This is a genomic window from Yersinia sp. KBS0713, from assembly GCF_005937895.2.
GTDB classification, from domain to species: Bacteria; Pseudomonadota; Gammaproteobacteria; order Enterobacterales; family Enterobacteriaceae; genus Yersinia; species Yersinia bercovieri.
Genome location: NZ_CP042173.1, coordinates 1,173,306 through 1,199,380, shown reverse-complemented (window position 1 = coordinate 1,199,380; position 26,075 = coordinate 1,173,306). Strand labels below are relative to the sequence as shown.

Sequence of the window (26,075 nt, the reverse complement as noted above, 5' to 3'; positions counted from 1 at the left end):
AAAGGGCATGCTGAGTATAATAAGGCTGAATTAACCTACCATGAGTAAAAAATTCATAAAAAAAGAAGGGTTAGCATTGGTATCTATGGCGCGCTATTTAATTGGTGAGCGCCCCGGTAATCGACTTAAAACCATCGATGAATTATCAGAAGATTTCGGCATATCCGTTGGTGTGGTGCAGCACGCATTAAAAGTGCTGGAGGCTGATGGAGCTATCATCGTTGAACGTCGTGGCCGCAATGGCACCTTATTAGTTGATCTGAATATGGCACTGTTACTGCAACAAGCAGATCTGGGTAATATGGTGTGTGCGATGCCGCTACCCTATACTAAACTTTATGAAGGTCTGGCCAGTGGCTTAAGGGAACAATTTACCTTACTCCCACTCTATTTCGCCCATATGCGTGGTGCCGAAGTGCGTATCGAATGTTTGATAGATGGTATTTACGATATGGCGGTGGTATCGCATCTGGCTGCAAAAAGTTATCTGGCTCAAGGGCGAGTGGCGATGGCATTAAATCTGGGCAATGGTTCTTACGTCGATGGCCACCAGCTTATTTGCCGCCGCGGTGAACAGCACAATATTCGCCGGGTTGGATTAGACCCGCGCTCCCCCGATCAATGCTTACTGACTGAAATTAAATTTGCCGGGCAAGCTATCGAGTTGGTTGAATTACCTTATAGCGACTGTATCGTGCATATTAATCGTGGTGATATTGATGCTGCTATTTGGAATCTGGCTGATGATGTTCCCCATGACCATTTGCAAGCGATCAAACTACAAGGCGATGAGCGCTATATTCAAGCCTCGCAAGCGGTCATCTTGATCCGGCCAGATAATCACCCAATCAAATTACTGCTGGAGAAAGGGATCAATGAAACATTGCTACTAAATCACCAGCGCGCGGTTCAAAAGGGCGAGATAGAACCCCGCTATTAATTATTTTAGCTTAATTGCAGGCTAAGCTATTGTTTTCAGGAGGCTAACTCTTTGGAAATCTGTATTAATTCACGTCTTAATATTTTGTGTCAGGCTGGGGTTATCGACACCGACATCGGTCAGGGTTTAGACCAGGTTATCAATCGGTTAGAGAACTTTTGGCAGTTGCCAGTTCATGCCGATCATGGGGTTATGGCCATCACTCATATGGCGAATGCATTAATGCGCACTCGCCGTGGTGAGGAGATCCCAGCCCTGGACCCGGCGATACTGGCTGAAATTGTCCAAAGTGAGCATATCCACTATATTCGCGAGATCAATCAGGATTTATTGGCCTATTTTTCACTAAAACCCGCTGAAAATGAAATTGGATATTTACTCGCGAACCTTTACGGTCTATACCTTTCTAGTGACTTGCCACCACTGCGCTAGTTTTGCTTTGTAGATAGTGTTATCAAATATACAACATCAGGGTCTTTTTTTTATAAATATTCAAAATAAAAATTATTTAACAGATAATAATAATGCCTCGGGCGCTTAGGACATAAAATGTTTTTAAAAACCCTATTAAAACAAAACACTAAATTAGTTGATGCGGCTATTTCGTTCTGGCACCAGGGAAAAATCACTCCAGATAGTTATGTTATCGATGTTGAACAAACGGAAACTAATGCCCGTTTACTGCTGAAAACCGCCCATCATTATCAGATAAAACTGTATCTGATGAGCAAGCAGTTTGGGCGCAACCCTGAACTCTGCCGCCGCCTGTTGGCTTGCCGTTATGAGGGCGCTGGCTATCAAGGTATGGTCGCGGTTGATTTCAAAGAGGCCCGGCTGCTCTATCACCACCAGATCCCTGTCGCGCATATTGGTCACTTAGTACAGCCCCCCTCGGGGATGGTGGCAGAAGTAGTGCGCAGGCAGCCGGAAGTGATTACCATCTTCTCACTGGAGAAAGCGCAGGAGATCTCACAGGCGGCACACCAGCAGCACACTACCCAGCCGCTGCTGCTGAAAGTTTGTCAGGCTGGCGATCTGCTGTATGCCGGGCAAGAGGCGGGCTTTGAATTAACAGATCTACCGGCAGTGATTACCGCTATCCGTAAATTACCGGCGGTGCGATTGGTCGGGATAACTCACTTCCCCTGTATGCTGTATGACCCCCCATCACACCAGACCTTACCCACCGCCAATATGCGCACGTTGCTGGCGGCTCGGGATATCCTGCTAGCCGAGGGGGTCGACGTTGAACAGGTGAATGCCCCTTCAGCTACCAGTTGTACTACCCTGCCACAATTAGCCCAATGGGGGGTGACACACGCGGAACCCGGCCATGCCCTCACCGGAACCATCCCCGCCAATCAACAGGGTGACCAACCGGAACAGATATCGATGCTCTATCTGTCCGAGATTTCCCACCATTTTTCTGGCAACAGTTATTTCTATGGTGGTGGCTATTATCGTCGTGGCCATTTGCAAAACGCATTGATTCACCATGACAATCAATTCAGCCAAAGCTCCCTATTACCCATTGATGAGAGCAGTATCGATTACTGTCTGGGCTTGGCGGGGGAGTTCCCGATAGGCAGCCCGGTTATCATGAGTTTCCGCACTCAAATATTTGCGACCCGCAGTGACGTGGTATTGATTGATGGCATTCAGCGCGGAGAACCCCGCCTGCTTGGCTGCTATGATAGTCGCGGCAATCAGTTGAGCTAAAGAGACCACGATCTAATGCGTTAGCTTATGTAATATGTTCTTGTTAGCGCTTTATCGAATAATATGACGGATAAGTAATATTATTACTGTACTGATTGATTAATCTGCCGATATATTAGTTGCCGCCATCATAAGTTGCGCTAATGAAATTAATCGCCCAGCGATCAATGGCCGTCAATATCGGGTGAGATTTTGCCCCTATATTTACCTGCTTTGGAGCCTGCCGATGATTAATCCTGATGGATACACCTACGCGCACGAACACCTCCACATTGATTTGTCTGGATTTAAAAATAATCTGGACTGTCGGCTGGATCAATATCAGCCAATCTGTGACGAAATGCGCGAATTAGTGGCTAAAGGGGTGGCGAATATTGTCGAAGTCACCAACCGCTACATGGGCCGCAATCCCCAATTCCTATTGAATCTGATGCGTGACAGTGGCATCAATGTCATCGCCTCAACTGGTTACTATACCGACAGTTTCTACCCTCCGATGGTTCGCGAAAGCACGGCGCAGCAATTGGCGCAGACCATGATTGATGAGATAGAAACGGGTATTGACGGCACTGAACTGAAAGCGGGTGTGATTGCCGAAATAGGCACCAGTGAAGGGGTTATCACCGCCGATGAAGCAAAAGTCTTCCATGCCGCCGCGCTGACCCACCATGCTACCGGCCTCGCCATCTCGACCCATACCAGTTTCAGCACCATGGGCCTGCAACAGATAGCCCTGCTTAAGCAGCATGGTGTGCCGCTGGATCGGGTGGTTATCGGCCATTGCGACCTGAAAGAGCAGCCGGATCTGATTTTACAAATGATCGATATGGGCGTGTATGTCCAGTTCGATACCATTGGCAAAAACAGCTATTTCCCCGATGAGCGCAGGGTCGCCATGCTCGTCACGCTGGCGCAACACGGCTTGTTGGATAGGGTGATGCTGTCGATGGATATTACCCGCCGCTCACATTTAACAATCAATGGTGGCAGCGGGTTTAGCTATTTAGTGGATTCGTTTATTCCCATGTTACTGGCCGCAGGGATCTCCCAAGCTCAGGTGGAGATGATGTTGCGCCACAATCCTAATAAATTTTTCGCCACGCAAGGAGAGTGATTATGAAGAAGATTGGCATTGCCGGGCTGCAACGAGAATTAATTCGCGAAATGATTGAGCAGACGGCACCGAATACGTTTGAGACATTTATCCTTTCGGATATGGATGCGGCCGTCAAGGTAAAAGAGGGCCAGTTGGATTACTACATTGGTGCCTGCAACACCGGGGCTGGTGCCGCACTATCCATGGCGATTGCGATTATTGGCTATAACAAAAGCGCCACCATCGCCAAGCCCGGCATCAAAGCCAAAGCTGAGCAGATAGAGAAAGTGGTGGCGGAAGGTAAAGTGGCGTTTGGCCTATCCGTCGAACATATTGAACATGCCATCCCATTGCTGATTACCCAACTGCGCTAAGGGGCCACCGTGGATTATATTCATATTATTGTGGTTGCCCTGCTGACAGGGATGACCGCATTACTTTCTCACCGATCTGTTGCCGTGTTCCATGACGGTATCCGCCCTATTCTGCCGCAATTGGTTGAGGGAAACATGAGCCGCCGTGAAGCAGGCAGTATCGCTTTCGGTCTGAGTGTCGGTTTTATCGCCTCCGTCGGCATCTCGTTTACACTCTCAACCGGTTTGCTTAACTCCTGGTTACTGTTCCTGCCAACCGACATCATTGGTGTCTTGGCGATCAATAGCTATCTGGCTTTCGCGCTAGGTGCCGCTTGGGGGATTTTGGCTCTCACTAGCCTGCCGGCGGTGAACACCGCGCTAACCTCACTGCCGGTGAACTTTATCGGTTCGCTGGGGGAGCTGAGTAGCCCTGTCATTTCCGCCTTTGCCCTGTTCCCACTGGTGGCTATTTTCTATCAATTTGGTTGGAAAACGGCGATTGTCTCCGCCTTTATTGTGCTGCTGACCCGCCTATTGATTACCCGCTTTACCGGGCTATTCCCTGAATCCATTGAAATTTTCGTCGGCATGATACTGCTGATTGGCATCGCCATTGCGCAAGACTTGCGGGCAAAAACCCACCTGGGGGGGGGTGGACACTCGGTTTTCGAAGAGCGAACCCAGCGCATTATTAAAAATCTCCCGATGCTGGCGATTGTCGGCGGGTTAATCTCTGCGGTGGCGAGCATGAAGATCTTCGGCGGCAGCGAAGTGTCAATTTATACGCTGGCGAAAGCCTACGCCCCCGGCATCACACCGGAAGAGTCGCTAGCGCTGATCCATCAGGCGTCACTGGCTGAGTTTATGCGCGGTCTGGGCTTTGTGCCGCTGATTGCTACCACCGCACTGGCAACCGGGGTCTATGCCGTTGCCGGTTTCACCTTTGTGTTTGTGGTCGGCTATCTGGTGCCGAATCCATTGCTGGCAGGAATCATCGGGGCGGTAGTGATATCGCTGGAAGTGCTGATGTTGCGGTCAATCGGCAAGTGGTTGGGCCGCTTCCCTTCAGTGCGCAATGCCTCGGATAATATCCGTAATGCCATGAACTTGCTGATGGAATACGCGCTGTTAATCGGGGCTATTTTTGCCTCGATCAAGATGGCCGGATACACCGGTTTTACCATTACCACGGCGCTCTATTTCCTCAACGAAGCCATTGGCCGCCCAGTGATGAAAATTGCCGCCCCTGTGGTGGCGGTGATTATCGCCGGGGTGGTGCTGAATCTGTTTTATTGGTTGGGGCTGTTTGTTCCAGCTTGATAATTGTCTTAGCTTGATACTTGTCCTAGCTTGATACTTGTCCTAGCTTGATAAATAGAGTGTAGAAGCCAAAAAGCCCGTTCGTTATAAACGAAACGGGCTTTTTCTTGCGTGCTATCTGTTGCCGGCTCTCTAATTGCCAGAGGGCGGCAAATTAAATCGCCTCTTCGTCCTGCTCACCGGTACGAATGCGCACCACGCGGGAGACATCAAACACGAAAATTTTGCCATCACCGATTTTACCGGTCTGAGCTGTCTGCATAATCGCTTCGACGCAGGTATCGACGATATCGTCAGCAACCACAATTTCGATTTTTACTTTTGGCAGGAAATCCACCATATACTCAGCGCCACGGTACAGTTCGGTATGCCCTTTCTGGCGGCCAAAACCTTTTACTTCTGTCACTGTCATCCCGGTGATGCCAACCTCAGCCAGCGCCTCACGGACATCATCCAGTTTGAATGGCTTAATAATCGCGTCAATTTTTTTCATGGTGAATCCCTGTTGTTACCAATTCTTGCGGCCAAAGCCTGATGTAATCGGATAGCGTCTATCTTTACCAAAATTGCGGGCAGTGATGCGCGGCCCGACAGCTGACTGACGCCGTTTGTATTCATTGATATCTACCAGGCGGATGACCTTACGCACGATAGTTTCATCAAAGCCGTCTGCGACCAAATCAGCCACCGACTTATCTTGCTCGACATAGCCTTCGAGGATGGCATCCAAAATATCATAAGGCGGCAGGCTATCTTCATCTTTCTGATCAGGAGCCAGCTCCGCAGAGGGTGGGCGCGTGATAACCCGCTGCGGGATCACGTAGGAGACGGTATTACGGTATGCCGATAATTTGAAGACCAGGGTTTTTGGCACATCTTTCAGCACATCAAAACCGCCCGCCATATCACCGTACAAAGTGGCATAGCCCACGGCCATTTCGCTTTTGTTACCCGTGGTTAATACAATGCTGCGGCGCTTGTTGGACAGCGCCATCAGCACCACACCACGACAACGCGCCTGGAGGTTCTCTTCCGTGGTATCGCGCGCAGTACCGGCAAACATCGGGGCCAGTTGCCCCATAAAAGCATCAAACATTGGCTCGATGGAGAGCACATCAAATTCGATGCCCAGAATCTCAGCTTCTTCTTTGGCATCGGCAATACTGATATCTGCGGTGTATCGGAACGGCATCATCAATGCCTGAACCTTATCTTTACCCAGCGCATCGACGGCAATCGCCAGTGTCAGCGCGGAGTCAATCCCGCCGGATAAGCCCAGTACCGCGCCATTAAAACCATTTTTAGTGACGTAATCGCGCACCGCTAATACCAGAGCCTCATAGACCTGCGCCAGTGGTGGCAGTTCAGCGGCAGGTGCCATCATCGGCACCACTTCACACTCGTTGAGCTGCAACAAGGTGGTTTGCTCGGCAAATGCCGCCAGACGATGGGTCAGGTTGCCCGCTGCATCGAAGACTTTGGAGCAGCCATCAAAAATCAGCTCATCCTGCCCGCCAATCTGATTGAGATAGACCAATGGCAAGCCGGTGCGCTGGCAATGTGCCGCCATCAAGGTTTTACGGATATAGGGTTTTTCGCGGTTATAAGGGGAGGCATTGATCGACAACAGCACTTCGGCACCGGCGGCTTTCGCGGCATCGACCGGGCCGTCGAACCATAAATCTTCACAAATAAGCAAGCCCAGACGGTAGCCCTTCAACTCAACGACACAACTGTCATGACCGGCTGAAAAGTAACGTTTTTCGTCGAATACGCCGTAGTTCGGCAATTGCTGTTTAAAATAGCGCGCCAGCAATTTACCCTCAGAAAACAGCGATAATGCGTTATACAGGTTACCCGCTTCGCGCCACGGGTGGCCTACCAGCACCGCGATATGCTGCGTTGCGGCTTGTAGACGATCCAACTGTGCTTCACAGCGTTGATAAAAATCATCGCGATACAGCAGATCTTCTGGCGGATAACCGGACAAAGCCAGCTCGGAGAACATGACCAGACTGGCCCCCGCCTTCTGCTGCTCATTTAAGGTTTGCAACATACGTTCAGTGTTGCCTTCGATATCGCCAACCAGCCAATTCAGCTGGGCTAACGCAACGGAAAGTGATCTGCTCATTTGTATTTAAACTCGGTTATCAGCGTTGTCATTGATTAACAACAGTTATTCTTTGAAATCGTTGGCATCCAACTCGTGACGTGACAACAATTTGTAAAACTCGGTACGGTTGCGCCCCGCCATTCTGGCGGCTTGGGTCACATTTCCTTTGGTGATTTGTAGCAGCTTACGCAAATAATTCAATTCGAATTGATTACGCGCCTCAACAAAAGTCGGTAATGCGGTGTTCTCCCCCTCTAGCGCCTGTTCAACCAGCGCTTCACTGATAACCGGAGCCGAAGTTAATGCCACACACTGTTCGATAACGTTGACCAGTTGGCGCACATTACCCGGCCAACTGGCGGTCATAAGCCGTTTCATAGCATCAGTTGAGAAGCTGCGGACAAAGGGTTTATGGCGCTTAGCTGACTCACGTAACAGATGGTTTGCCAACAGCGGAATATCTTCTGAACGCTCATGTAACGCGGGGATCTTCAGATTCACCACATTCAAACGATAGTAGAGATCTTCGCGGAATTCATTTTTCGCCATCGCTTTAGGCAAGTCACGGTGGGTGGCTGAAATCACCCGGACATCAATGCTTAAGTCGCGGTTACTGCCCAGTGGGCGCACTTTGCGCTCCTGCAACACCCGCAGCAATTTTACCTGCAAAGACAACGGCATATCGCCGATTTCGTCGAGGAACAGCGTACCGCCTTCTGCGGCCTGAAATAGCCCTTCGCGGCTACTGACAGCGCCGGTAAATGCGCCTTTGGCATGACCAAAGAGTTCTGATTCAAGTAACTGCTCGGGTAGTGCACCGCAGTTGATGGCGATAAAGGCTTTTTTCGCCCGTGGACTGGCAGCATGGATAGCTTGCGCCAATACCTCTTTACCAGTGCCGCTCTGCCCGTTAATCAGCACGCTGACATCTGATTGCGCCACCATTTTGGCTTGTTCCAGCAAGCGCAACATCACCGGACTGCGGGTGACAATCTCTTCGCGCCAGCTATCATCACCGGCAGGCATAGAAAGCTCTAAAGCCGCATCGATCGCTTTATATAAAGCATCACGATCAACCGGTTTGGTTAGGAAGCTAAACACCCCTTGCTGAGTGGCGGCAACAGCATCAGGAATCGAGCCGTGGGCAGTCAGGATAATCACTGGCATACCGGGTTGATGCTTTTGGATTTCGACAAACAGCGCCATGCCATCCATCTCATCCATCCGCAAATCACTGATAACCAAATCAATCTTCTCGCGCATTAACAGGCGTAATGCTTCCTGGCCGCTTTCAGCGGTGGTGACATTAAATCCTTCGCTGGTTAAACGCATCCCCAGTAGTTTGAGTAAGCTGGGATCGTCATCAACCAGCAGTAGATTGGCCGGTTTGCGTGGCGTCATGAGATTCCTTATTAGTCGCAGGGGGGAGGTCAGTTGGCGGCACCACTGGCGGGGTATCAGCCGGTTTTTCTATTGCTGGCGCGACCGATTGAGTGTCAGTTTGGGGTGTCACTGGCTTGGTTTCTGCTGGTTTGGCCTCTGCTGGTTTGGCCTCTGCTGGTTTGGCTTCAATCGGCTTAGCTTCTGCCGGTTTAGCTTCTACTGGCTTGGTTTCAACTGGCTTAGCGGCTGCCGGTTTGGCCTCTGCTGGCTTGGTTTCAATCGGCTTAGCTTCAATCGGCTTAGCTGCTGCCGGTTTGGCAGGCTCCACTTTGGGTTGAGGTTTCACTTCTGCGGGTTTGGCCGCTGCTGCCGCGGGTTTGCTCTCCGCGTCAGTTTCTGGAATTTCATTTTGTAACTGCTTACGCGATGAGAGCTGCCGCTCAATGTCGGTCAGATTTTCCAACTTGCGGGTGGTATCCAGCAAGTTATATTGCAACCGGACCTGGCTCTCCCGCAGACGATCTATCTGAGCATCTGATTCATCTTGTAAGCGCTGATAGCGAGTGCGCTCCTCAGCCAAAGAGATGCGCAGCACCTGCTGCTCGCGCCACAATTGAATCAATGGGCGCACAGCGGCTGGCAAGGTTGGGCTATAGCTGTTTAGGCGCTCAACCACCTGACGCCGCTCGGCTATCGACGGCTCGGCACTGCTAATCAGAATGCCCTGCTTAAAGGCGGCAGACCAAGTGATCACTGGCAGTGCTTTGGCTAACGCCCGCGCCTGAGTAGAACCAAGGCGCTCAGCACAATCCATTGCTCGTAACCAGTACAGCGAGTTTTCCAGCGTCTCTTTATCATCAATATCCCACAGCACATCACAGGGTAACGTACGATAATCAACGATTTTCGTTTCCGGTATCACCATCTGAACCGCTTGTGAAAAACGGCTGCTAGCAGAATTATCTGTACACCCGGTGAGTAACAGTGGGGCCAGCAATATAGCTCGCCAAAAAATACCCATACCAGAGTTGCCCGCAGGCATAGTGGCCGCAGTTGAGGTGGAACCTGATAACAAGGCGGTCTTTTTAGTGATACTGCTTATAGACCATTTGTACATTATTCATTCATTCTCGGCGGTTAATGGCAATTCAACACGGAAACAGACGGCGGCATAATCCACGGCCACCAATTGCAGGTCGCCCTGCATACGTCTGATGCAGTCCTGAGCAATACTCAGCCCCAATCCGCTGCCTTTGACGGCCCCTTTTCGCTGATGGCTTCCCTGGAAAAAAGGCTCAAATATCATTGTTTCTTCTGAATTCGGGATTGGCGCCCCGGTATTGGCGATATCAATTTGTACGCGGTTATTCACCTGACGACTGCGAATCCAAATGGTACCGGATTCCTCGCCATAGTGCACCGCATTGGAGTAGAGATTATCTAATACCCGCATTAATAGCGTTGGATCTGCCCAACAAATGTCCGCCTGCAAATCCTGCTCGGTGCGGATCATCTTGGCACGCGCCGGTAAACTGTGGGCGGAAATCACATCTTCAACCATGTCAGCCAGTTCAACATTTTCGAGTTCACCGGGGCCATCCGCCAGTTTGCGGTTATAGTCCAGCAGTTGCTCTATCAACAGCTGCAAGTGGCGGCTGCTATTATCAAGGATAGCGACCACCTCTTTCTGATCCTGGGTTAATGGCCCGGCCACCTCATCAGCCAGCAATTCAGTCCCTTCGCGCATACTGGCTAATGGCGTTTTCAACTCATGGGAGATGTGGCGCAAAAATTCATGGCGCTGTGACTCCAACCAGGCTAAACGTTCGCTGAGCCAAATAATGCGCTGTGCCAGTGACCGTAACTCCCGAGGCCCCTTAAACAGGGCGGTATTACCCAGCGGTCGTCCCTCTCCCAGGCGATTTATCATTCGCTCAATGCCTTTAACCGGCCCAATTATCATCCGGGTGAATAACACTACTAATAGCACGCTAACCAAAAACAGCAACAGTGATTGCCAGCCAAAGAATTGGCCACGTTCGGCGATATCTTTTTGCAGCTGTTGACCGCGCGAGAAAATCACATCGCGGGTGGCCTGTACCATTTCGGCATTTGAGCGGGAAAATTGCTCTAATAGCGCAGAAGCGTTCTGTGCCGGGCCGCTATTTTTACATTGAATATCAGAAAGTTGGTTCAGAAGCCCACTCAGGGTTTGGTAATAGCGAGCATCAGGCAGAATAGGGGCGTGAGTATCAAGCATTTGCGCGTACTGTTTACGCTGATGCTGATAGAGCTTGGCCAGCGTGGCATCATCTAACACACAATATTGGCGATAGCTGCGCTCCATTTCGAGCGCCACACTGGTCATCGCCTCACTGCGCCGGGCATCTGCCAGCGTGGTGCGGTTGATATCAGCCGCCTGAGTACTTAAGTGATCCAGACTCTGATACGCCTGATATGCGAGCACCAATAGCGGCAGCAGCACCAACAGAAATGCCATGAGCACCAATTGACGTAAAGAACGGGGGAATAAACGCCATCTTTTCAACGAAATCATCTCATTACCTATCATCCTGTTGTGATGCTAGCTGACTCTGTCGGGATTACAATGGCTGCAATCCAAATAAATACCGCGACCGCCCTATGCGGGATAAAAAAAAAGCACTCGCCAGAAGCTAAGTGCTTTAAATTTAATTTTTTTTACTCATAACCGTCAGAATCATTATCAGACCTGCCTGTTATACAGTGATGAAATGACTAACTGGCAATGAGACAACGGGGCAATAGCTGCCCCGTCGCAAGAATATTTGGATGCCCTTACATATCGTCTCCAGTGTGATGAAGCCGTAGCAATCATCGGGAGAATGAGACGAATAGCATCCAGACATGTCCAAAATTGATGAATGGTTCATCACAGCAGGACATAGGCGGTGCCTCACTCAACGTGTCGTCCGATGTTTGATAATGTGCATTCACACAATATCGGTTTAGGTGGACGATAGGCACCAGTCTTAGGCATCATTCGGTGGCTTATGAAGCGCATATTCCGCTTAACAGCGGGACTATCATAAAGAGGTGAATGAGCAACTGAATAGGATAATGCAGCTTGCGTGCCAACTTTTAAAAATAAATATTAATCAATTGATTTATAATGAAAAATTATTTTTTAATTAAAATAATAAAAACCACAAAAGCTCAATAATTAATCAATGATAAATTCTTTGTCGCTTAATCACGACACCTAAAGGCAAATTAAATAAACTGTATATAAATCATAATGTTAAATGTCTCTTATTTGAGACAGTGATTTAGCTGATTGTCGCGATTTACCGACAGTTAAATTAAAATAGTTATTATTCAATAAGATAAAAATTAATTTTTAATATATTAATCGGATTATTGAGTCAGCCCGCTGCTGAGTCACTCGCGCCCCGCCTACGCGAAAACCACCACTGCGTTATAAATTATGCGATTTCATTACCAAGGCAAATAATTCACTATTCTGTTCTGACCCAGAAGTGGCCACCAAAAACAGGAGCACTCTACTCAGTTGACCAAGGATGCCGCTTAACCTTAATCCGAATATAAGGAGGCAAAATGAAGCCTGCCAATATAACCACGGGATTAATATTACTCACCACCCTATTTAGCCCCTACTACACCGCAGCGCTAAACCACAACTCAAGCGCGATAGCCGCTAAGCCAGTACCTACACGGGTATCCGCTATCGAACATCATGACGATGATAGCTTCCCCGAATTTTCCATTGAGGACTTTCACCTTGTGCAAAATATCGCAGGCAGAGAGGCGGAAATAACATTCACCTTAAAAAGCAGTGGGTTACTGTATTATAATGTTGTTCTTAATGATAAAGATAATTTTGACATCATAGAAACATCAGGCTTTGTTAATAATAATCAACGCCATGTGTCACTAAAGAAGACCAGCACTCTTGCAGGAAACTATAAGGTTATTATCGAGTTAGTTGATAATAATAAAGTGACGGTGAGCAGAAATTACGATATTACGCTGGAGTGATAAAACTCAGGGGATCACTCCCCTGAGCCGGATTGATTAGCCTAATTGCTTACGCGCATTGCGGAACATCCGCATCCATGGGCTATCCTCGCCCCACTCTTCTGGATGCCATGAGTTGCTGACAGTACGGAAGACACGTTCAGGGTGCGGCATCATAACGGTTGCACGACCACTGGCACTGGTCACCGCCGTGATACCCTGCGCTGAACCATTCGGGTTCGCCGGATATTGTTCAGTTACTGCGCCGTAATTGTCCACAAAGCGCAATGCCACCAGGTTGTTTTGCTGCAATGCCGCCAGATGCGCAGCATCGCGCACTTCAACCTGACCTTCACCGTGTGACACGGCAATTGGCATCCGTGAACCGGCCATATCCTGCATAAACAGTGATGGGCTACTCGCCACCTCAACCAGACTAAAGCGCGCCTCAAAGCGATCTGACAGGTTGCGGACAAAGCGTGGCCAGTGCTCAGCACCGGGGATCAATTCGCGCAGATTAGACATCATCTGGCAACCATTACACACCCCCAACGCCAAAGTTTCAGGGCGGTGGAAGAAGGCCTCGAACTCATCGCGCACACGATCATTGAACAGGATCGATTTCGCCCAACCCTCACCTGCGCCCAAGACATCGCCGTAAGAGAAGCCGCCACAGGCCACTAAGGTCTGGAAGGCGCGCAGATCAATGCGCCCCGCCAACAGATCACTCATATGCACATCGACAGCATCAAAACCGGCGCGGTGGAAGGCGGCCGCCATTTCAACATGGGAGTTAACCCCCTGCTCACGGAGCACCGCCACTTTTGGCCGTGCTTGCTTGATGATGTAAGGTGCGGCGATATCTTCAGCCGGATCGAAGGTCAGTTTCACATTCAAGCCAGGATCGCGCTCATCCTGCTTCGCATGATGCTCTTGATCCGCGCAATCCGGGTTATCCCGCAGGCGCTGCATTTGCCAGGTGGTTTCTGCCCACCACAAGCGCAAGGTGCTACGTTTTTCACTGTAGACCAGCTCAGTGCCACGGCGAATAGCGAAAGTATCCCCCTCAACCGCACGGCCCAGATAGTGAACGCAATTTGCCAAACCGTGCTCGGCCAACACTTTTTCTACCGCCTCACGCTGCTCAGCACCTACCTGAATCACCGCCCCCAACTCTTCATTGAACAATGAGGCCAGTGAATCATTACCCTGTGAGTGAATATCGACATCAATGCCACAGTGACCAGCAAAGGCCATTTCAGCCAGTGTCACCAACAGACCGCCGTCAGAACGATCGTGGTAGGCCAGTAACAGTTGATCCGCCACCAGGCGCTGCATGGCGTTAAAGAATCCCGCCAACTGTTGCACATCACGCACGTCCGCCGGTTTATCCCCTAACTGGCGGTAAACCTGAGTCAGAGCAGTGGCACCCAGTGCATTGTGGCCCGCGCCTAAATCAATCAGCAGCAGCGCGTTATCACCTTTATCAGTGCGCAGTTGTGGCGTCACGGTGTGGCGCACATCTTCAATACGGGCGAAGGCCGTAATCACCAGTGACAGCGGTGAGGTCATTTCCCGCAGCTCCTCCCCCTCCTGCCAGCGCGTTTTCATCGACATCGAGTCTTTGCCCACTGGAATAGTAATTTCCAGCGCCGGACACAGCTCTTCGCCGACAGCGCGCACCGCATCATACAAACCGGCATCTTCACCGGGATGACCGGCGGCTGACATCCAGTTGGCTGACAGCTTAATGCGCTTGAGTTCGCCAATTTGGGTCGCCGCGATATTGGTCAGCGCTTCACCGACCGCCAGACGGGCAGAGGCGGCGAAATCGAGCAGCGCCACTGGCGCACGTTCGCCCAGCGACATCGCCTCGCCATAGTAGCTATCAAGGCTGGCGCTGGTGACGGCACAATCGGCCACCGGGATCTGCCATGGCCCCACCATCTGATCACGGGTCACCATCCCGGTCACGGTGCGGTCGCCAATGGTAATCAGGAAGGTTTTCTCAGCTACCGCGGGCAGATGCAGCACCCGTTTTACCGCATCAATAATCGTGATATCAGCGCGCTCCAGCGCCTCACCTTCGGCCTGCAGGCTCTTCACGTCGCGCAGCATTTTCGGCGTTTTACCCAGCAGCACATCCAGCGGCATATCGATCGGTTGGTTATCGAAATGGCGATCATTGAGGGTGAGATGTAACTCTTCCGTAGCCTCACCAATCACCGCATAAGGGGCGCGCTCACGACGGCAGATCTCATCAAACTGCGCCATCTGCGCCGGGGCGATCGCCATGACATAGCGCTCCTGAGATTCGTTACACCACACTTCCAGCGGGCTCATGCCCGGCTCGTCGTTCAGGATATCGCGCAGCTCAAAACGACCACCACGACCGCCATCGCTGACCAGCTCCGGCATAGCGTTGGACAAGCCGCCCGCGCCGACGTCATGGATAAACAGAATCGGGTTGTGGTCACCTAACTGCCAGCAGCGGTCGATCACTTCCTGACAGCGGCGCTCCATCTCTGGGTTATCCCGTTGTACCGAGGCAAAATCCAGATCCGCATCTGACTGACCAGAGGCCATGGATGAAGCCGCGCCGCCCCCCAGGCCAATATTCATTGCCGGGCCGCCGAGTACCACCAGCTTAGCGCCGACGGTGATCTCGCCTTTTTGCACATGATCGGCACGGATATTGCCGATCCCACCCGCCAACATAATGGGCTTATGGTAGCCACGTAACTCAGTGCCGTTATGGCTGTTAACCCGCTCTTCATAGGTGCGGAAGTAGCCCAGCAGCGCTGGACGACCAAATTCATTATTGAATGCGGCACCGCCCAATGGGCCTTCGGTCATGATATCCAGCGCGGTGACTATCCGCGCCGGCTTGCCGAAATTCTCTTCCCACGGCTGCTCGAAACCGGGAATACGCAAGTTAGAGACTGAGAAGCCCACCAAACCTGCTTTCGGTTTCGCGCCACGTCCGGTGGCACCTTCATCACGGATCTCACCGCCTGAGCCGGTCGCCGCCCCCGGCCAGGGTGAAATGGCCGTTGGATGGTTATGGGTCTCAACTTTCATCAGAATATGCGCCTCTTCCTGATGGTAGCCATAAACACCACTCTCTGGCGCGGCAAAGAAGCGCCCAACCTGAGAACCTTCCATCACCGCGGCATTGTCTTTATAAGCAGACAACACGTAATCCGGCGTGTGTTCAAAGGTATTTTTGATCATTTTGAACAGGGTCTTAGGCTGAGCAACCCCGTCGATTATCCAATCCGCGTTAAAGATCTTATGGCGGCAGTGCTCAGAGTTTGCCTGCGCAAACATATACAGCTCAATATCCGTCGGGTTGCGCCCAAGCCCGGTAAAGGCGGCCAGCAGATAATCAATTTCATCCGCTGCCAGTGCCAGACCCAATTTGGTATTGGCCTGCTCCAGTGCACTGCGGCCCTGCGCCAGAATATCCACCCGTTGTACCGGGGCTGGCTGATGATGGGAGAACAGCTGTTCTGCTTGCTGCAAATCGGAAAATACCGTTTCCATCATGCGATCATGCAGCAGCGCCGACAGTTGTTGCCACTGGCTTTCATTCAGACTCGGGCCTTGAACTTGAATATAGAAGGCCAAACCACGTTCCAGCCGCAGCACTTGTGGCAATGCACAGTTGTGCGCAATATCAGTGGCTTTGGAAGACCACGGAGAGATGGTTCCCGGCCGTGGGGTAACCAGTAGTAGACGCCCTTCTGGCGCGTGCTCAGGGAGAGATGGCCCATACTTAAGCAGCCGTTGGAGTCTGGCGTGTTCATCGGCACTCAGTGGTGCGCTAACATCGGCAAAGTGAACATATTCGGCGTAGATATCACTCACCGGCAGGTGAGCATCCTGGCAACGGGACAACAGTTTGGTAACACGAAAAGCCGACAAAGCGGGCGAACCACGCAGTATTTCCATAATCTAAGTTTCTCTCTCTTCGAAGCGACTGGAACAGCACTTCATTGGGCGCAGCACTCATTGGCGCAAAACAGGGGAAAACGCGCGCCATTATAGTGAATCTAAGCCGCCGACGAAACCGTTTGCGTAGCTATTATTCATAATTGCGTCAGAAACTGCGATTAGGGTTATTGGCTGAATACCGGATAAATAAGCACGCAATAAAGTTGCACACTGACGATTTGTTGCGCAAAATGCCACTCCACTGGGGATTTAACCATGTCGATTCTCGCTTCACGACACACATATAAAGAGCGCTGCCGAGAGATAACTATTTGACGCGCATAAAATTAAATTACTTTGTTATCGGTGTAATTGCCATACTTTTGGCCCTCGCACTGTGGCCCAATATTCCCTGGCGCAATGGTCAGGAGGGGCAACTCGATCGCATAAAAGCCCGTGGTGAGCTGCGAGTTAGCACTATTAGTTCACCACTGAACTACACCCCCGGAAAAGATGGCCCTTCCGGCCTCGACTATGAGCTGGCAAAACGTTTTGCCGATTATCTGGGGGTCAAGCTGGTCATGACCCCACATCATAATATTGACGATCTGTTTGATGCTTTAGATAGCGATGATGCAGATATGCTGGCCGCCGGGCTTATCTATAACCGCGAACGTCTTAATCGGGCGCGCTCTGGCCCTGCCTACTATTCGGTCTCGCAGCAGTTGGTCTACCGACTTGGCACATCACGACCAAAATCCTTCGGTGATCTGAAAGGGCAGCTGATTGTTGCCTCCGGTTCAGCTCATATGACCACACTAAAACAGCTTAAGCAGAGCAAATATCCGGATCTTAACTGGGGATCATCCATTGACCGCACAGGGAAAGAGCTACTGGAGCAAGTTGCTGATGGCAAACTCGACTATACCCTGGGTGACTCCATCACCATTGCTCTGCTGCAACGCATTCACCCGCAATTGGCGGTCGCCTTTGATGTCACAGATGAAGAGCCGGTGACCTGGTATTTCCGCAAAGGTAGTGATGACAGCCTCTATGCCGCGATGCTCGACTTCTACAGCCAGATGGTGGAAGACGGCAGTTTGGCGCGGCTGGAGGAGAAATATCTCGGCCATGTCGGTAGCTTTGATTATGTCGATACCAAAACTTTCCTCTCCGCCATCGACAATGTGCTGCCCACTTTCCGGCCACTGTTTGAAAAACATGCAGGTGATATCGATTGGAAATTGCTGGCGGCGATTGCTTATCAGGAGTCTCATTGGAACCCGCAAGCCACCTCGCCAACTGGCGTGCGGGGTTTGATGATGCTAACCCGCGCCACCGCAGATGGTTTGGGGGTCAAAGACCGCGTAGACCCCGAGGAGAGCATTAGAGGCGGCTCCATCTATTTGCAGCGGCTGATGCAAAAAGTGCCGGAAACCATCCCCGAGGATGAGCGGATCTGGTTCGCACTGGCGGCATACAATATGGGTTATGGTCATATGCTGGATGCACGGCGGCTGACCAAAAACCAGAATGGCAACCCAGACAGCTGGGTTGATGTCAAAATGCGGCTCCCCATGTTGAGCCAAAAACGCTACTACCCGAGCACCACCTATGGCTACGCCCGTGGTCACGAAGCCTATAACTACGTCGAGAATATTCGCCGTTATCAGGTGAGTTTGGTGGGGTATTTGCAGGAAAAAGAGAAAAAAGCTGCCCAACACGCGGCTATCGAGGCTGAATTGGGGAGAGCCTATCCGGTCGTCGCCCCCGGCTGGTCAATCAGTAACTAACACTCATTTTTCATCTCAGGTTATCGCGCGCGGGTTAATTTTTGTCCACCGAGGCCCGCAGCGCGACTCTCAATGCTTTCTGCTGCGCGCGGCGCTGACGAAAAAACGCGCTTAACTGCTGGGAACAGGCCTCTGCCAGCACACCCGCGCTGATCTCCACCTGATGATTCATCCCTGGGTGGCGTAAAATATCCAGCAGTGATCCGGCGGCACCAGTTTTCAGATCATTCGCCCCATACACCAAACGGCGAATCCGGCTGTGTACCATAGCACCAGCACACATCACACATGGCTCCAGCGTCACATAGAGGGTGGCGTCCAGCAGACGATAATTCTGCACCACTTGCCCACCTTGCCGTAGCGCCATGACCTCGGCGTGCGCCGTGGGATCACTATCGCAAATAGAGCGGTTCCAGCCTTCGCCAATCACCTGATTATCCAGCACCAACACCGCGCCCACTGGGACTTCACCCTCTTCCTGCGCGCGCAGGGCCAGCATCAAGGCGCGCTGCATCCAGTACTCATCACTGTACTCAGCGGTCGACACACATTCAGAAGATAAATTATTATCAGCAGACACATTAACCTCTCAGCTACTTTTGCGGCGTGCATTATACACAGCTAACCATAACCTCTACACCCGTTATCCCGGCAACAGCTTCACTAGCTGCATATAAAGTAGCTCAGAATATCATGATCGGTTACTGTTTCGGCTGGATAGAAAACGTACCTGCCGATATGAGTGTTCTCTGATAATGGAAGCCAGATAAATGAAGCTCAGCAAGAAAAATGCCACGATTGTGCGCAAAACGCTCAATGGATGGGTCAATGAAGGGGTGATCGCCGAGGAAGAACATCAGCGCTTATTAAACCACATCGATATTCAACCTTTTGACTGGCGCAGGTTGGCAGGTTATGCCTTTCTCGCAGCACTGGCGTCACTGGTTATCTCCATTGGCAGCTTAATGGCTGACACACTCCTGCTCAATTGGATTAGTCAGTTTTTCCGCTTCGATCCCCCGGTGCGGGTCGCCGTGACAGGGGTTTTGGCAACCCTGCTTTATATTTGGGGCTTTCGCCGCCGCCGACAAGATGCCAGCAAAATCTACAGCAATGAGGCGATACTGTTCCTCGGCGTCCTGATGACCGCCGCCGCTATCAGCCAACTGGGCCTCTGGCTGGATAATGGCAGTGGGCGATTCTCTGGCTTATTGCTGCTCGGCACCCTTATCTATGGCGTGGTCGGTTGGTTTGGCCGCTCGCCGCTGGTGTGGCTATTCGCGTTACTCTCGCTAGGGAATGCCTTTGGGGCGGAGACCGGCTATGCATCAGGTTGGGGCGCTTATTGGCTAGGAATGAATTATCCGATGCGCTTTATCGCCTTTGGCCTGGTGCTGTGCGCCGCTGCGCTGGCGTTGCAACCGCAGCTGGCGCGGCGTCGACTAGATCGGGTTTCACAGGCGATGGGGCTGCTTTACCTGTTTATCGCCTTATGGATACTGTCTATTTTTGGCAATTACGGCGATATTGACCATTGGTATCAGACTCGCCAGATAGAGCTGTTACATTGGAGCTTATTGTTTGCCATGGCGGCTGGAATGGCCATCTGGCTAGGGCTAAAACGGGATGATGCGATGTTACGCGGCTTTGGCCTGACATTCCTCGCCATCAACCTGTATACCCGCTTCTTTGAGCTATTCTGGGATGCAATGCCAAAAACGGTGCTATTCCTGCTGTTGGGCATCAGCCTATGGCTGCTGGGCAGACATGCTGAGCGGATCTGGCGGCTTGGCCACCATGACAATGACGTCACTCACTAAGGGGTAACCCATTAACGTGGCGAATAGCAGCAACAACTTTTACTCTAGTTGCTGCAATTCGCCGGTCTTACTGACCCGCCAACGATGCTCACAGAAGTGCAGCAGCGGGTTATCCTGCTTACTGTCGCTATATCCACTGTAGAGTTTCAGCGGTGACCCCAACCGTTGCTCCAACTGCACCACTTTCTCTGGCCCCAAACAGCGCAGAGGCAGCACCCAGCCGCCATTGCGCCGTGCCATGCGGCTCCCCACCAGCCGTAAGCGGTGAATAAATGTTGAGTCATGGTAAACCTGCTCGACCAGTCGCTGTGGCGAACCGGTGATCAGCCAAACTTCGGCGTCACTGCTCTCCAGATATTCGCGCAACCGCATCACTACCACCGGAAACGCGGTAACTTTCTGCCGAAACGCCTGCACGAAGCGCAACTCCAAATCTTTCAGCTTCGCTTCCCGCCGCCCAAAGGTCGTCGCCCACAGTAACAGACTCATCGGCCAGCGGGCGCAGCGCCCTCCAACCAATAATCCCAGTCCAATCACCGGCAGTAGCGGGATCACCAACAACAGATTCAGTGGCAGGTGGCGCAACAAAAAACGTAAAAAGCTGCCAAACATATCCTGCTGATGCAAAGTGCCATCTAAATCAAAAAAGACAACGCGTTTGCCACTGACGGCTAGCGGTTCGCGTGTCGTTTCAGGGGGAAGGTCAGTTTGCTCAAAGGTGGAGCTGGCCTGCTTTCCGCTCAAAAGTTACTCCTCAGGGTCATTAAATCCCATAAACCAGGTAAATAGAAAACCTGCCAGTATGGTGACAACCATAGCCACTAAATACAACATCACTTTACCGGTTACAATGGTCAGCGCCAGTGGTAAACCGGAAATACCAAAAGTAATTACCGTCGCCACTTTCCAGTAACTGATCAGTGCGCCCCCCACCGCGCCCCCTAAGCAGGCTGCAATAAAAGGTTTCCCCAGAGGCAAAGTAACACCGAAAATCAGCGGCTCGCCGATCCCCAGGATGCCCACCGGCAGCGCCCCTTTGATCACTTTTTTCAATCGGCTATTGCGGGTTTTCATTAATACCGCCAGCGCCGCCCCCACCTGCCCGACACCCGCCATCGCCAAAATCGGCAACAGTGGATTGGCACCGTGGGCTTGAACCAGCTCAACATGAATAGGAACTAACCCTTGATGCAGCCCGGTCAATACCAGTGGCAGGAAGAAGCCGGACAACAGCGCACCCACCAGCAAGCCGCCATGATCAATCGCCAGATTGACACCATGGGTAATGCCCTCAGAGATATAGCCGCCCAATGGCTGCAAAATCACAATGGCTAACGAGGCGGTAATCAGGGTCGTCAACAGGGGGTTGACGATAAGCTCAATGGACTCCGGCAGGCGCTGGCGTAGCCACTTCTCTAGCCAGCACATCAGTGCCACCACCAGTAGCACGGCGATGACACCACCCCGTCCCGGCTGCAATGCCTCACCAAATAAGCTAATTTGCGCCAATGCCGGGCTGGTCAGAATGCCCGCCATCACGCCCCCCATGGCTGCTGAGCCACCAAAGACTTTGGCGGCATTCACCCCCACCAAAATATTCATAATGGCGAACACTGCGCTACCGAAAATGGCTAGCAGGCCGAGCAGGTTTGGGTATTGCAGCGCCAGATCGCCGGAAATATCAGGCCGTTTCAGCAGGTTAACTATCCCCATAATCAAACCTGAGGCAATAAATGCCGGGATAATCGGGATGAATATGTTCGCCAGTTGCCGCAAAGCTTCACTCATTGGCGCGGCATATTTCGCCTTGGCCTGCGCCTTATTGCGGCTGATATCATCCTGAGGTGCCGCAGCATAATCCTCATTATTTTTCAATAGATTACGCATACTATCAACCACTTTGGACGCAGCTCCTGGGCCAACAATTAGCTGATGCTGCTGCCCCTGCTTGATGTAGCCCTTCACACCTGGCAACTGTTTAAGCAGCGCTAAATCCGGCAGTTGCTCATCTTTCACGACAATACGAACCCGGGTCATGCAGTTTTCAAGTTTGAGAATATTCCCTTCACCGCCAATACCCGCAAGAATTTGTGTTGCCAATATAGTGGACTTATCCATTGCCGATCCCCTGAAAGTGACTGTTACAATGCAGCACGTAAATAACCATGATGCTGCTGTAGATCCTGACGGGCCTGCCCGGCGCTCACCCCTTTCAGAATCATTAAAATGGCTGGTTTCACTTCAAATTCAGTTTGCGACAGGGCATTTTCAGCCTCTGCACGGCTGGCACCGGTGGCCTCCACCACGATACGGCAGGCGCGATCAACCAGCTTCACATTGGTCGCTTTCACATCCACCATCAGATTTTGGTAAACCTTACCCAGCTTGATCATCGCACCGGTGGATAACATATTCAGCACCAATTTCTGCGCAGTACCTGATTTCATTCGAGTGGAACCGGTCAGAGCTTCCGGCCCGACCACCGGTGAGATAGCAACCAGTGCTTCCTGTGCAATAGGGGAATCTGGATTACAGGAGATGGCCGCCGTCGGGCAGCCCAACTGACGGGCATAGCGCAGGGCGCCAATGACATAAGGCGTACGGCCCGAAGCCGCCAGGCCAACCACCATATCGGTGGCGGTGAGATTCAAATCTTGCAGATCCCGCGCGCCGAGCGCCATATCATCTTCGGCACCTTCAACCGCTTTGAGTAACGCACCAGGGCCGCCAGCAATTAAGCCAATTACCATGCCATGAGGCACACCGAAAGTTGGCGGACATTCAGAAGCATCCAAAACCCCAAGCCGCCCGCTGGTGCCGGCTCCCAAATAAATCAGCCGCCCCCCCTGTTTTAATGCCTCGGCGGCCAGTTCAACCGCCTGCGCAATGGCTGGCAAGACCAGGCGAATGGCCTGCGGCACTTTACAGTCTTCATCATTAATACAAGTCAGCATCGCCAGCGTAGAGAGTTTGTCCAACTCCATGGTGGCCGGATTGCGGCTTTCAGAAATCAATGCGCCCAGATTCATGATCTACCCTCAGTGAATTTTTAATTCATAAATGTTTACTTATAATTGAATATAATATTCATTAAAGCGACTGTTTTCTTGTCGCATTCATCGGATGATCACAAAAAAAGGGTGTTATGCTGCCTAACTTAGCCTTTACCTGCAGTATTAATGGGTATTTTTATCAAGCGCCCCTGATTCAGGAACTGATTTATGAGCACTCTTCTACGTATCCGTCAGCTCTACCCGACGCTGGCACAAAATGATCGCAAGCTGGCCGACTTTCTGCTGACCAACCCTGAACAGGCGCGCCATCTGAGTTCGCAACGACTGGCGCAGCAGACCGGTGTCAGCCAATCAGCAGTGGTCAAATTTGCTCAGAAATTAGGCTACAAAGGTTTTCCGGCCCTCAAACTGGCCCTGAGCGAGGTTGTCGCCGCACCCGCGCAGGCCATCACACTTCATAACCAAATTCTGAGTACCGACAGCTTAAAAACCGTCGGCGAAAAATTATTGAGTGAAAAAGCCGCCGCGCTGCGCGCCACACTGGATATCAATAGCGAGCAGCGCCTCACCCAAGCCCTGGAGATGCTGCGGGCGGCACGGCGCATTATCTTGACCGGCATTGGTGCTTCAGGGCTGGTGGCGAAAGATCTTGCCTATAAACTGTTGAAAATTGGCGTAATGGCAGTATCGGAAACGGATATGCACGCCCAGTTAGCTGCTGTGCAAGCATTGGATTCGCGGGATTTGCTGTTGGCAATCTCTTTTAGTGGCGAGCGGCGAGAGATCAATCTGGCGGCTGAAGAGGCGCAGCGATGTGGTGCCAAGGTGCTGGCACTGACCAGTTTCTCCCCCAACAGTTTGCAGCAGCGCGCTGACCACTGCTTGTATACCATCTCGGAAGAGCCGGTGATCCGCAGTGCTGCTATCTCTTCCAGCACTGCGCAATATGCACTGACGGATCTGCTGTTTATGGCGATGATTCAGCAAGATCTTGAAAGCGCTCAGGATCACATCAAGCACAGCGCCGCACTGATGAAAAAACTGGTCTAAGGAGTTGAGAGGCGTATAATCCTCCGCTGTTGAGAATACCCGACCTAAGGTAAGAGAATCATGGCCCTATTGATCACTCGTAAATGCATTAATTGCGACATGTGCGAGCCGGAATGCCCTAACGAGGCAATTTCCATGGGTGCAGAGATCTATCAGATTGACCCCATGCGCTGCACGGAGTGTGTTGGTCACTACGAGACGCCAACTTGCCAGTTGGTCTGCCCTATCGATAATACCATTTCTGCCGATCCTGCCTGGGTTGAATCTAACGAGCAGTTGTGGGATAAATTTGTCCAACTGCATCACGCCGATCGTCTGTAATAGCCACCTGCGAATAAAAAAGGCGGCATTTTCATGCACGCCTATTAGCTTCTCTTTCGCCACCGCTCGAAAATCGCGCTAGTTTTCAATAATCACTGTCGCGCAGGCATAACGCCGCTCATCGGCTAAAGTGACATGCAGGGATTTGACCCCCAACTCAACGGCCAATTCGGCCGCCCGTTGATGCAAATGCAGGGTCGGCTTCCCTAAGGCATCGTTAACCACTTCAAACTGATTAAACGCCAACCCATTACGGATACCGGTGCCAAATGCTTTGGCCGCCGCCTCTTTGACCGCAAAACGTTTAGCCAGAAAACGGATTGGTTGCTGATGCTGCTGATAATGTTGCCATTCCGATGGACTCAGGATGCGCCGCGCCAGCCTGTCACCGCTACGTTCAACCACCGCTTCTATCCTTGAAATTTCAACAATATCAGTGCCTAAGCCAAGGATAGCCATTAACGACGCGCTTCCCGCATCAATACCTTCATCTCGCTAACCGCAGCGGCAAGGCCGGTCATCACTGCCTGACCAATAATGGCATGGCCAATATTCAGCTCGTGAATTTCAGGTAGGGCGGCGATCGGCTGCACATTATGGTAAGTCAGGCCATGACCCGCATTAACCTTCAGCCCTTTGCTGGCAGCATAAGTCGCGGCTTTGGTAATCCGCACCAACTCGGCCTGACGCGCCAAATCAGTGGTGGCATCCGCATAGGCACCAGTATGGATCTCAATATAAGGCGCGCCGACGGTAACAGCCGCATCAATCTGGCGCATATCTGCATCAATAAACAGTGATACCAGAATGCCAGCTTCAGCTAATCGACTAACCGCAACGGTCATTTTATCGATTTGCCCTGCGACATCTAAACCGCCTTCAGTGGTCACTTCCTGACGTTTTTCCGGCACCAAACAGCAAAAGTGGGGTTGTAGCTCACAGGCAATACCCACCATTTCATCAGTGACTGCCATTTCCAGATTCATACGGGTCTGGATGGTCTGACGCAAGATACGCACATCACGATCGGTGATATGACGACGATCTTCGCGTAAATGCACGGTAATACCATCAGCACCGGCTTGTTCGGCGATAAACGCGGCCTGAACAGGATCAGGGTAAATGGTTCCACGTGCATTTCGTAATGTCGCGATGTGATCGATATTAACGCCCAGCAACAAATCAGCCATGACAGCC

23 protein-coding genes are annotated in these 26,075 nt (G+C 51.5%); 11 read left to right on the top strand and 12 right to left on the bottom strand.

Features of this window, described 5'->3' with window-relative positions; genetic code table 11:
• Positions 1-40 precede the first annotated feature (40 nt).
• The 6 genes from yhfZ (at position 41) to FFE93_RS05595 (ending at position 5,431) form a co-directional block, all read left to right on the top strand.
• Positions 41-940: a GntR family transcriptional regulator YhfZ gene (gene yhfZ / locus FFE93_RS05620; RefSeq protein WP_138774892.1), complete on the top strand. Its 900-nt coding sequence runs from the start codon at positions 41-43 to the stop codon at positions 938-940.
• A gap of 51 nt (positions 941-991) precedes the next feature.
• Positions 992-1,372 (top strand): PRD domain-containing protein, encoded by a 381-nt coding sequence (locus FFE93_RS05615; protein ID WP_099460501.1) that lies wholly within the window; start codon positions 992-994, stop codon positions 1,370-1,372.
• Positions 1,373-1,489: 117 nt separating this feature from the next.
• The gene (locus tag FFE93_RS05610) at positions 1,490-2,659 is read left to right on the top strand and encodes a YhfX family PLP-dependent enzyme (RefSeq protein WP_005274297.1); all 1,170 of its coding nucleotides are present in this window, start codon (positions 1,490-1,492) and stop codon (positions 2,657-2,659) included.
• Positions 2,660-2,885: 226 nt separating this feature from the next.
• Positions 2,886-3,773, top strand: a complete 888-nt coding sequence (locus tag FFE93_RS05605) for a phosphotriesterase-related protein (protein WP_005274295.1) — start codon at positions 2,886-2,888, stop codon at positions 3,771-3,773.
• A 2-nt stretch (positions 3,774-3,775) separates the two neighbouring features.
• Positions 3,776-4,129, top strand: a complete 354-nt coding sequence (locus FFE93_RS05600; RefSeq protein ID WP_005274293.1) for a DUF2620 domain-containing protein — start codon at positions 3,776-3,778, stop codon at positions 4,127-4,129.
• Between the two features lie 51 nt (positions 4,130-4,180).
• The gene (locus FFE93_RS05595) at positions 4,181-5,431 is read left to right on the top strand and encodes a YhfT family protein (RefSeq protein WP_050413689.1); all 1,251 of its coding nucleotides are present in this window, start codon (positions 4,181-4,183) and stop codon (positions 5,429-5,431) included.
• 154 nt (positions 5,432-5,585) lie between these two features.
• On the opposite strand, the gene glnB is transcribed toward FFE93_RS05595, so the two are convergent.
• From glnB to FFE93_RS05570, 5 genes are all read right to left on the bottom strand, one after another.
• Entirely contained in the window at positions 5,586-5,924 is a 339-nt protein-coding gene (gene glnB, locus FFE93_RS05590) for a nitrogen regulatory protein P-II (protein WP_002231018.1), read from the bottom strand.
• Positions 5,925-5,939: 15 nt separating this feature from the next.
• A complete protein-coding gene (locus tag FFE93_RS05585) occupies positions 5,940-7,562 on the bottom strand; it encodes an NAD+ synthase (protein ID WP_005274290.1) in 1,623 nt (540 codons plus the stop codon).
• A gap of 45 nt (positions 7,563-7,607) precedes the next feature.
• Positions 7,608-8,945 (bottom strand): two-component system response regulator GlrR, encoded by a 1,338-nt coding sequence (gene glrR / locus FFE93_RS05580; RefSeq protein ID WP_032897894.1) that lies wholly within the window; start codon positions 8,943-8,945, stop codon positions 7,608-7,610.
• The gene (gene qseG / locus FFE93_RS05575) at positions 8,908-9,969 is read right to left on the bottom strand and encodes a two-component system QseEF-associated lipoprotein QseG (RefSeq protein WP_138775206.1); all 1,062 of its coding nucleotides are present in this window, start codon (positions 9,967-9,969) and stop codon (positions 8,908-8,910) included. The genes glrR and qseG overlap by 38 nt, the downstream gene beginning before the upstream one ends.
• 78 nt (positions 9,970-10,047) lie before the next feature.
• Positions 10,048-11,484 carry a sensor histidine kinase gene (locus FFE93_RS05570; RefSeq protein ID WP_032897891.1) on the bottom strand — a complete coding sequence of 479 codons (1,437 nt, stop codon included), beginning with the start codon at positions 11,482-11,484 and terminating at the stop codon, positions 10,048-10,050.
• A 1,040-nt stretch (positions 11,485-12,524) separates the two neighbouring features.
• Between FFE93_RS05570 and FFE93_RS05565 the strand changes: the two genes are divergently transcribed.
• A complete protein-coding gene (locus tag FFE93_RS05565) occupies positions 12,525-12,965 on the top strand; it encodes a hypothetical protein (protein ID WP_005274280.1) in 441 nt (146 codons plus the stop codon).
• 36 nt (positions 12,966-13,001) lie between these two features.
• On the opposite strand, the gene purL is transcribed toward FFE93_RS05565, so the two are convergent.
• A complete protein-coding gene (gene purL / locus FFE93_RS05560; RefSeq protein ID WP_138774891.1) occupies positions 13,002-16,898 on the bottom strand; it encodes a phosphoribosylformylglycinamidine synthase in 3,897 nt (1,298 codons plus the stop codon).
• 314 nt (positions 16,899-17,212) lie between these two features.
• Here purL and mltF point away from each other — a divergent pair, with 314 nt between their 5' ends.
• Positions 17,213-18,673, top strand: coding sequence for a membrane-bound lytic murein transglycosylase MltF (mltF, locus tag FFE93_RS05555; protein WP_099460498.1), 1,461 nt, complete (start codon positions 17,213-17,215; stop codon positions 18,671-18,673).
• A gap of 34 nt (positions 18,674-18,707) precedes the next feature.
• Here mltF and tadA read toward each other — a convergent pair whose 3' ends face one another.
• Positions 18,708-19,253 carry a tRNA adenosine(34) deaminase TadA gene (tadA, locus tag FFE93_RS05550; protein WP_099460497.1) on the bottom strand — a complete coding sequence of 182 codons (546 nt, stop codon included), beginning with the start codon at positions 19,251-19,253 and terminating at the stop codon, positions 18,708-18,710.
• A gap of 190 nt (positions 19,254-19,443) precedes the next feature.
• Between tadA and FFE93_RS05545 the strand changes: the two genes are divergently transcribed.
• Positions 19,444-20,493, top strand: coding sequence for a hypothetical protein (locus FFE93_RS05545; RefSeq protein WP_005274263.1), 1,050 nt, complete (start codon positions 19,444-19,446; stop codon positions 20,491-20,493).
• A 39-nt stretch (positions 20,494-20,532) separates the two neighbouring features.
• On the opposite strand, the gene yfhb is transcribed toward FFE93_RS05545, so the two are convergent.
• The 3 genes from yfhb to murQ form a co-directional block, all read right to left on the bottom strand.
• Positions 20,533-21,120 carry a phosphatidylglycerophosphatase C gene (gene yfhb / locus FFE93_RS05540; protein WP_233420378.1) on the bottom strand — a complete coding sequence of 196 codons (588 nt, stop codon included), beginning with the start codon at positions 21,118-21,120 and terminating at the stop codon, positions 20,533-20,535.
• Between the two features lie 120 nt (positions 21,121-21,240).
• Positions 21,241-22,611, bottom strand: a complete 1,371-nt coding sequence (locus FFE93_RS05535; RefSeq protein WP_138774890.1) for a PTS transporter subunit EIIC — start codon at positions 22,609-22,611, stop codon at positions 21,241-21,243.
• A gap of 23 nt (positions 22,612-22,634) precedes the next feature.
• The gene (gene murQ / locus FFE93_RS05530; protein WP_138774889.1) at positions 22,635-23,522 is read right to left on the bottom strand and encodes an N-acetylmuramic acid 6-phosphate etherase; all 888 of its coding nucleotides are present in this window, start codon (positions 23,520-23,522) and stop codon (positions 22,635-22,637) included.
• A gap of 192 nt (positions 23,523-23,714) precedes the next feature.
• Here murQ and FFE93_RS05525 point away from each other — a divergent pair, with 192 nt between their 5' ends.
• Both FFE93_RS05525 and FFE93_RS05520 read left to right on the top strand, forming a co-directional pair.
• Complete coding sequence (locus tag FFE93_RS05525) at positions 23,715-24,557, top strand: MurR/RpiR family transcriptional regulator (protein WP_005274256.1); 843 nt, start codon at positions 23,715-23,717, stop codon at positions 24,555-24,557.
• Between the two features lie 60 nt (positions 24,558-24,617).
• Positions 24,618-24,878, top strand: a complete 261-nt coding sequence (locus FFE93_RS05520) for a YfhL family 4Fe-4S dicluster ferredoxin (RefSeq protein ID WP_032897888.1) — start codon at positions 24,618-24,620, stop codon at positions 24,876-24,878.
• Positions 24,879-24,956: 78 nt separating this feature from the next.
• Here FFE93_RS05520 and acpS read toward each other — a convergent pair whose 3' ends face one another.
• Positions 24,957-25,337 carry a holo-ACP synthase gene (gene acpS, locus FFE93_RS05515; protein WP_032897885.1) on the bottom strand — a complete coding sequence of 127 codons (381 nt, stop codon included), beginning with the start codon at positions 25,335-25,337 and terminating at the stop codon, positions 24,957-24,959.
• A complete protein-coding gene (gene pdxJ, locus FFE93_RS05510) occupies positions 25,337-26,068 on the bottom strand; it encodes a pyridoxine 5'-phosphate synthase (protein ID WP_005274251.1) in 732 nt (243 codons plus the stop codon). Before pdxJ ends, acpS begins: the two co-directional genes overlap by 1 nt.
• Positions 26,069-26,075 lie beyond the last annotated feature (7 nt).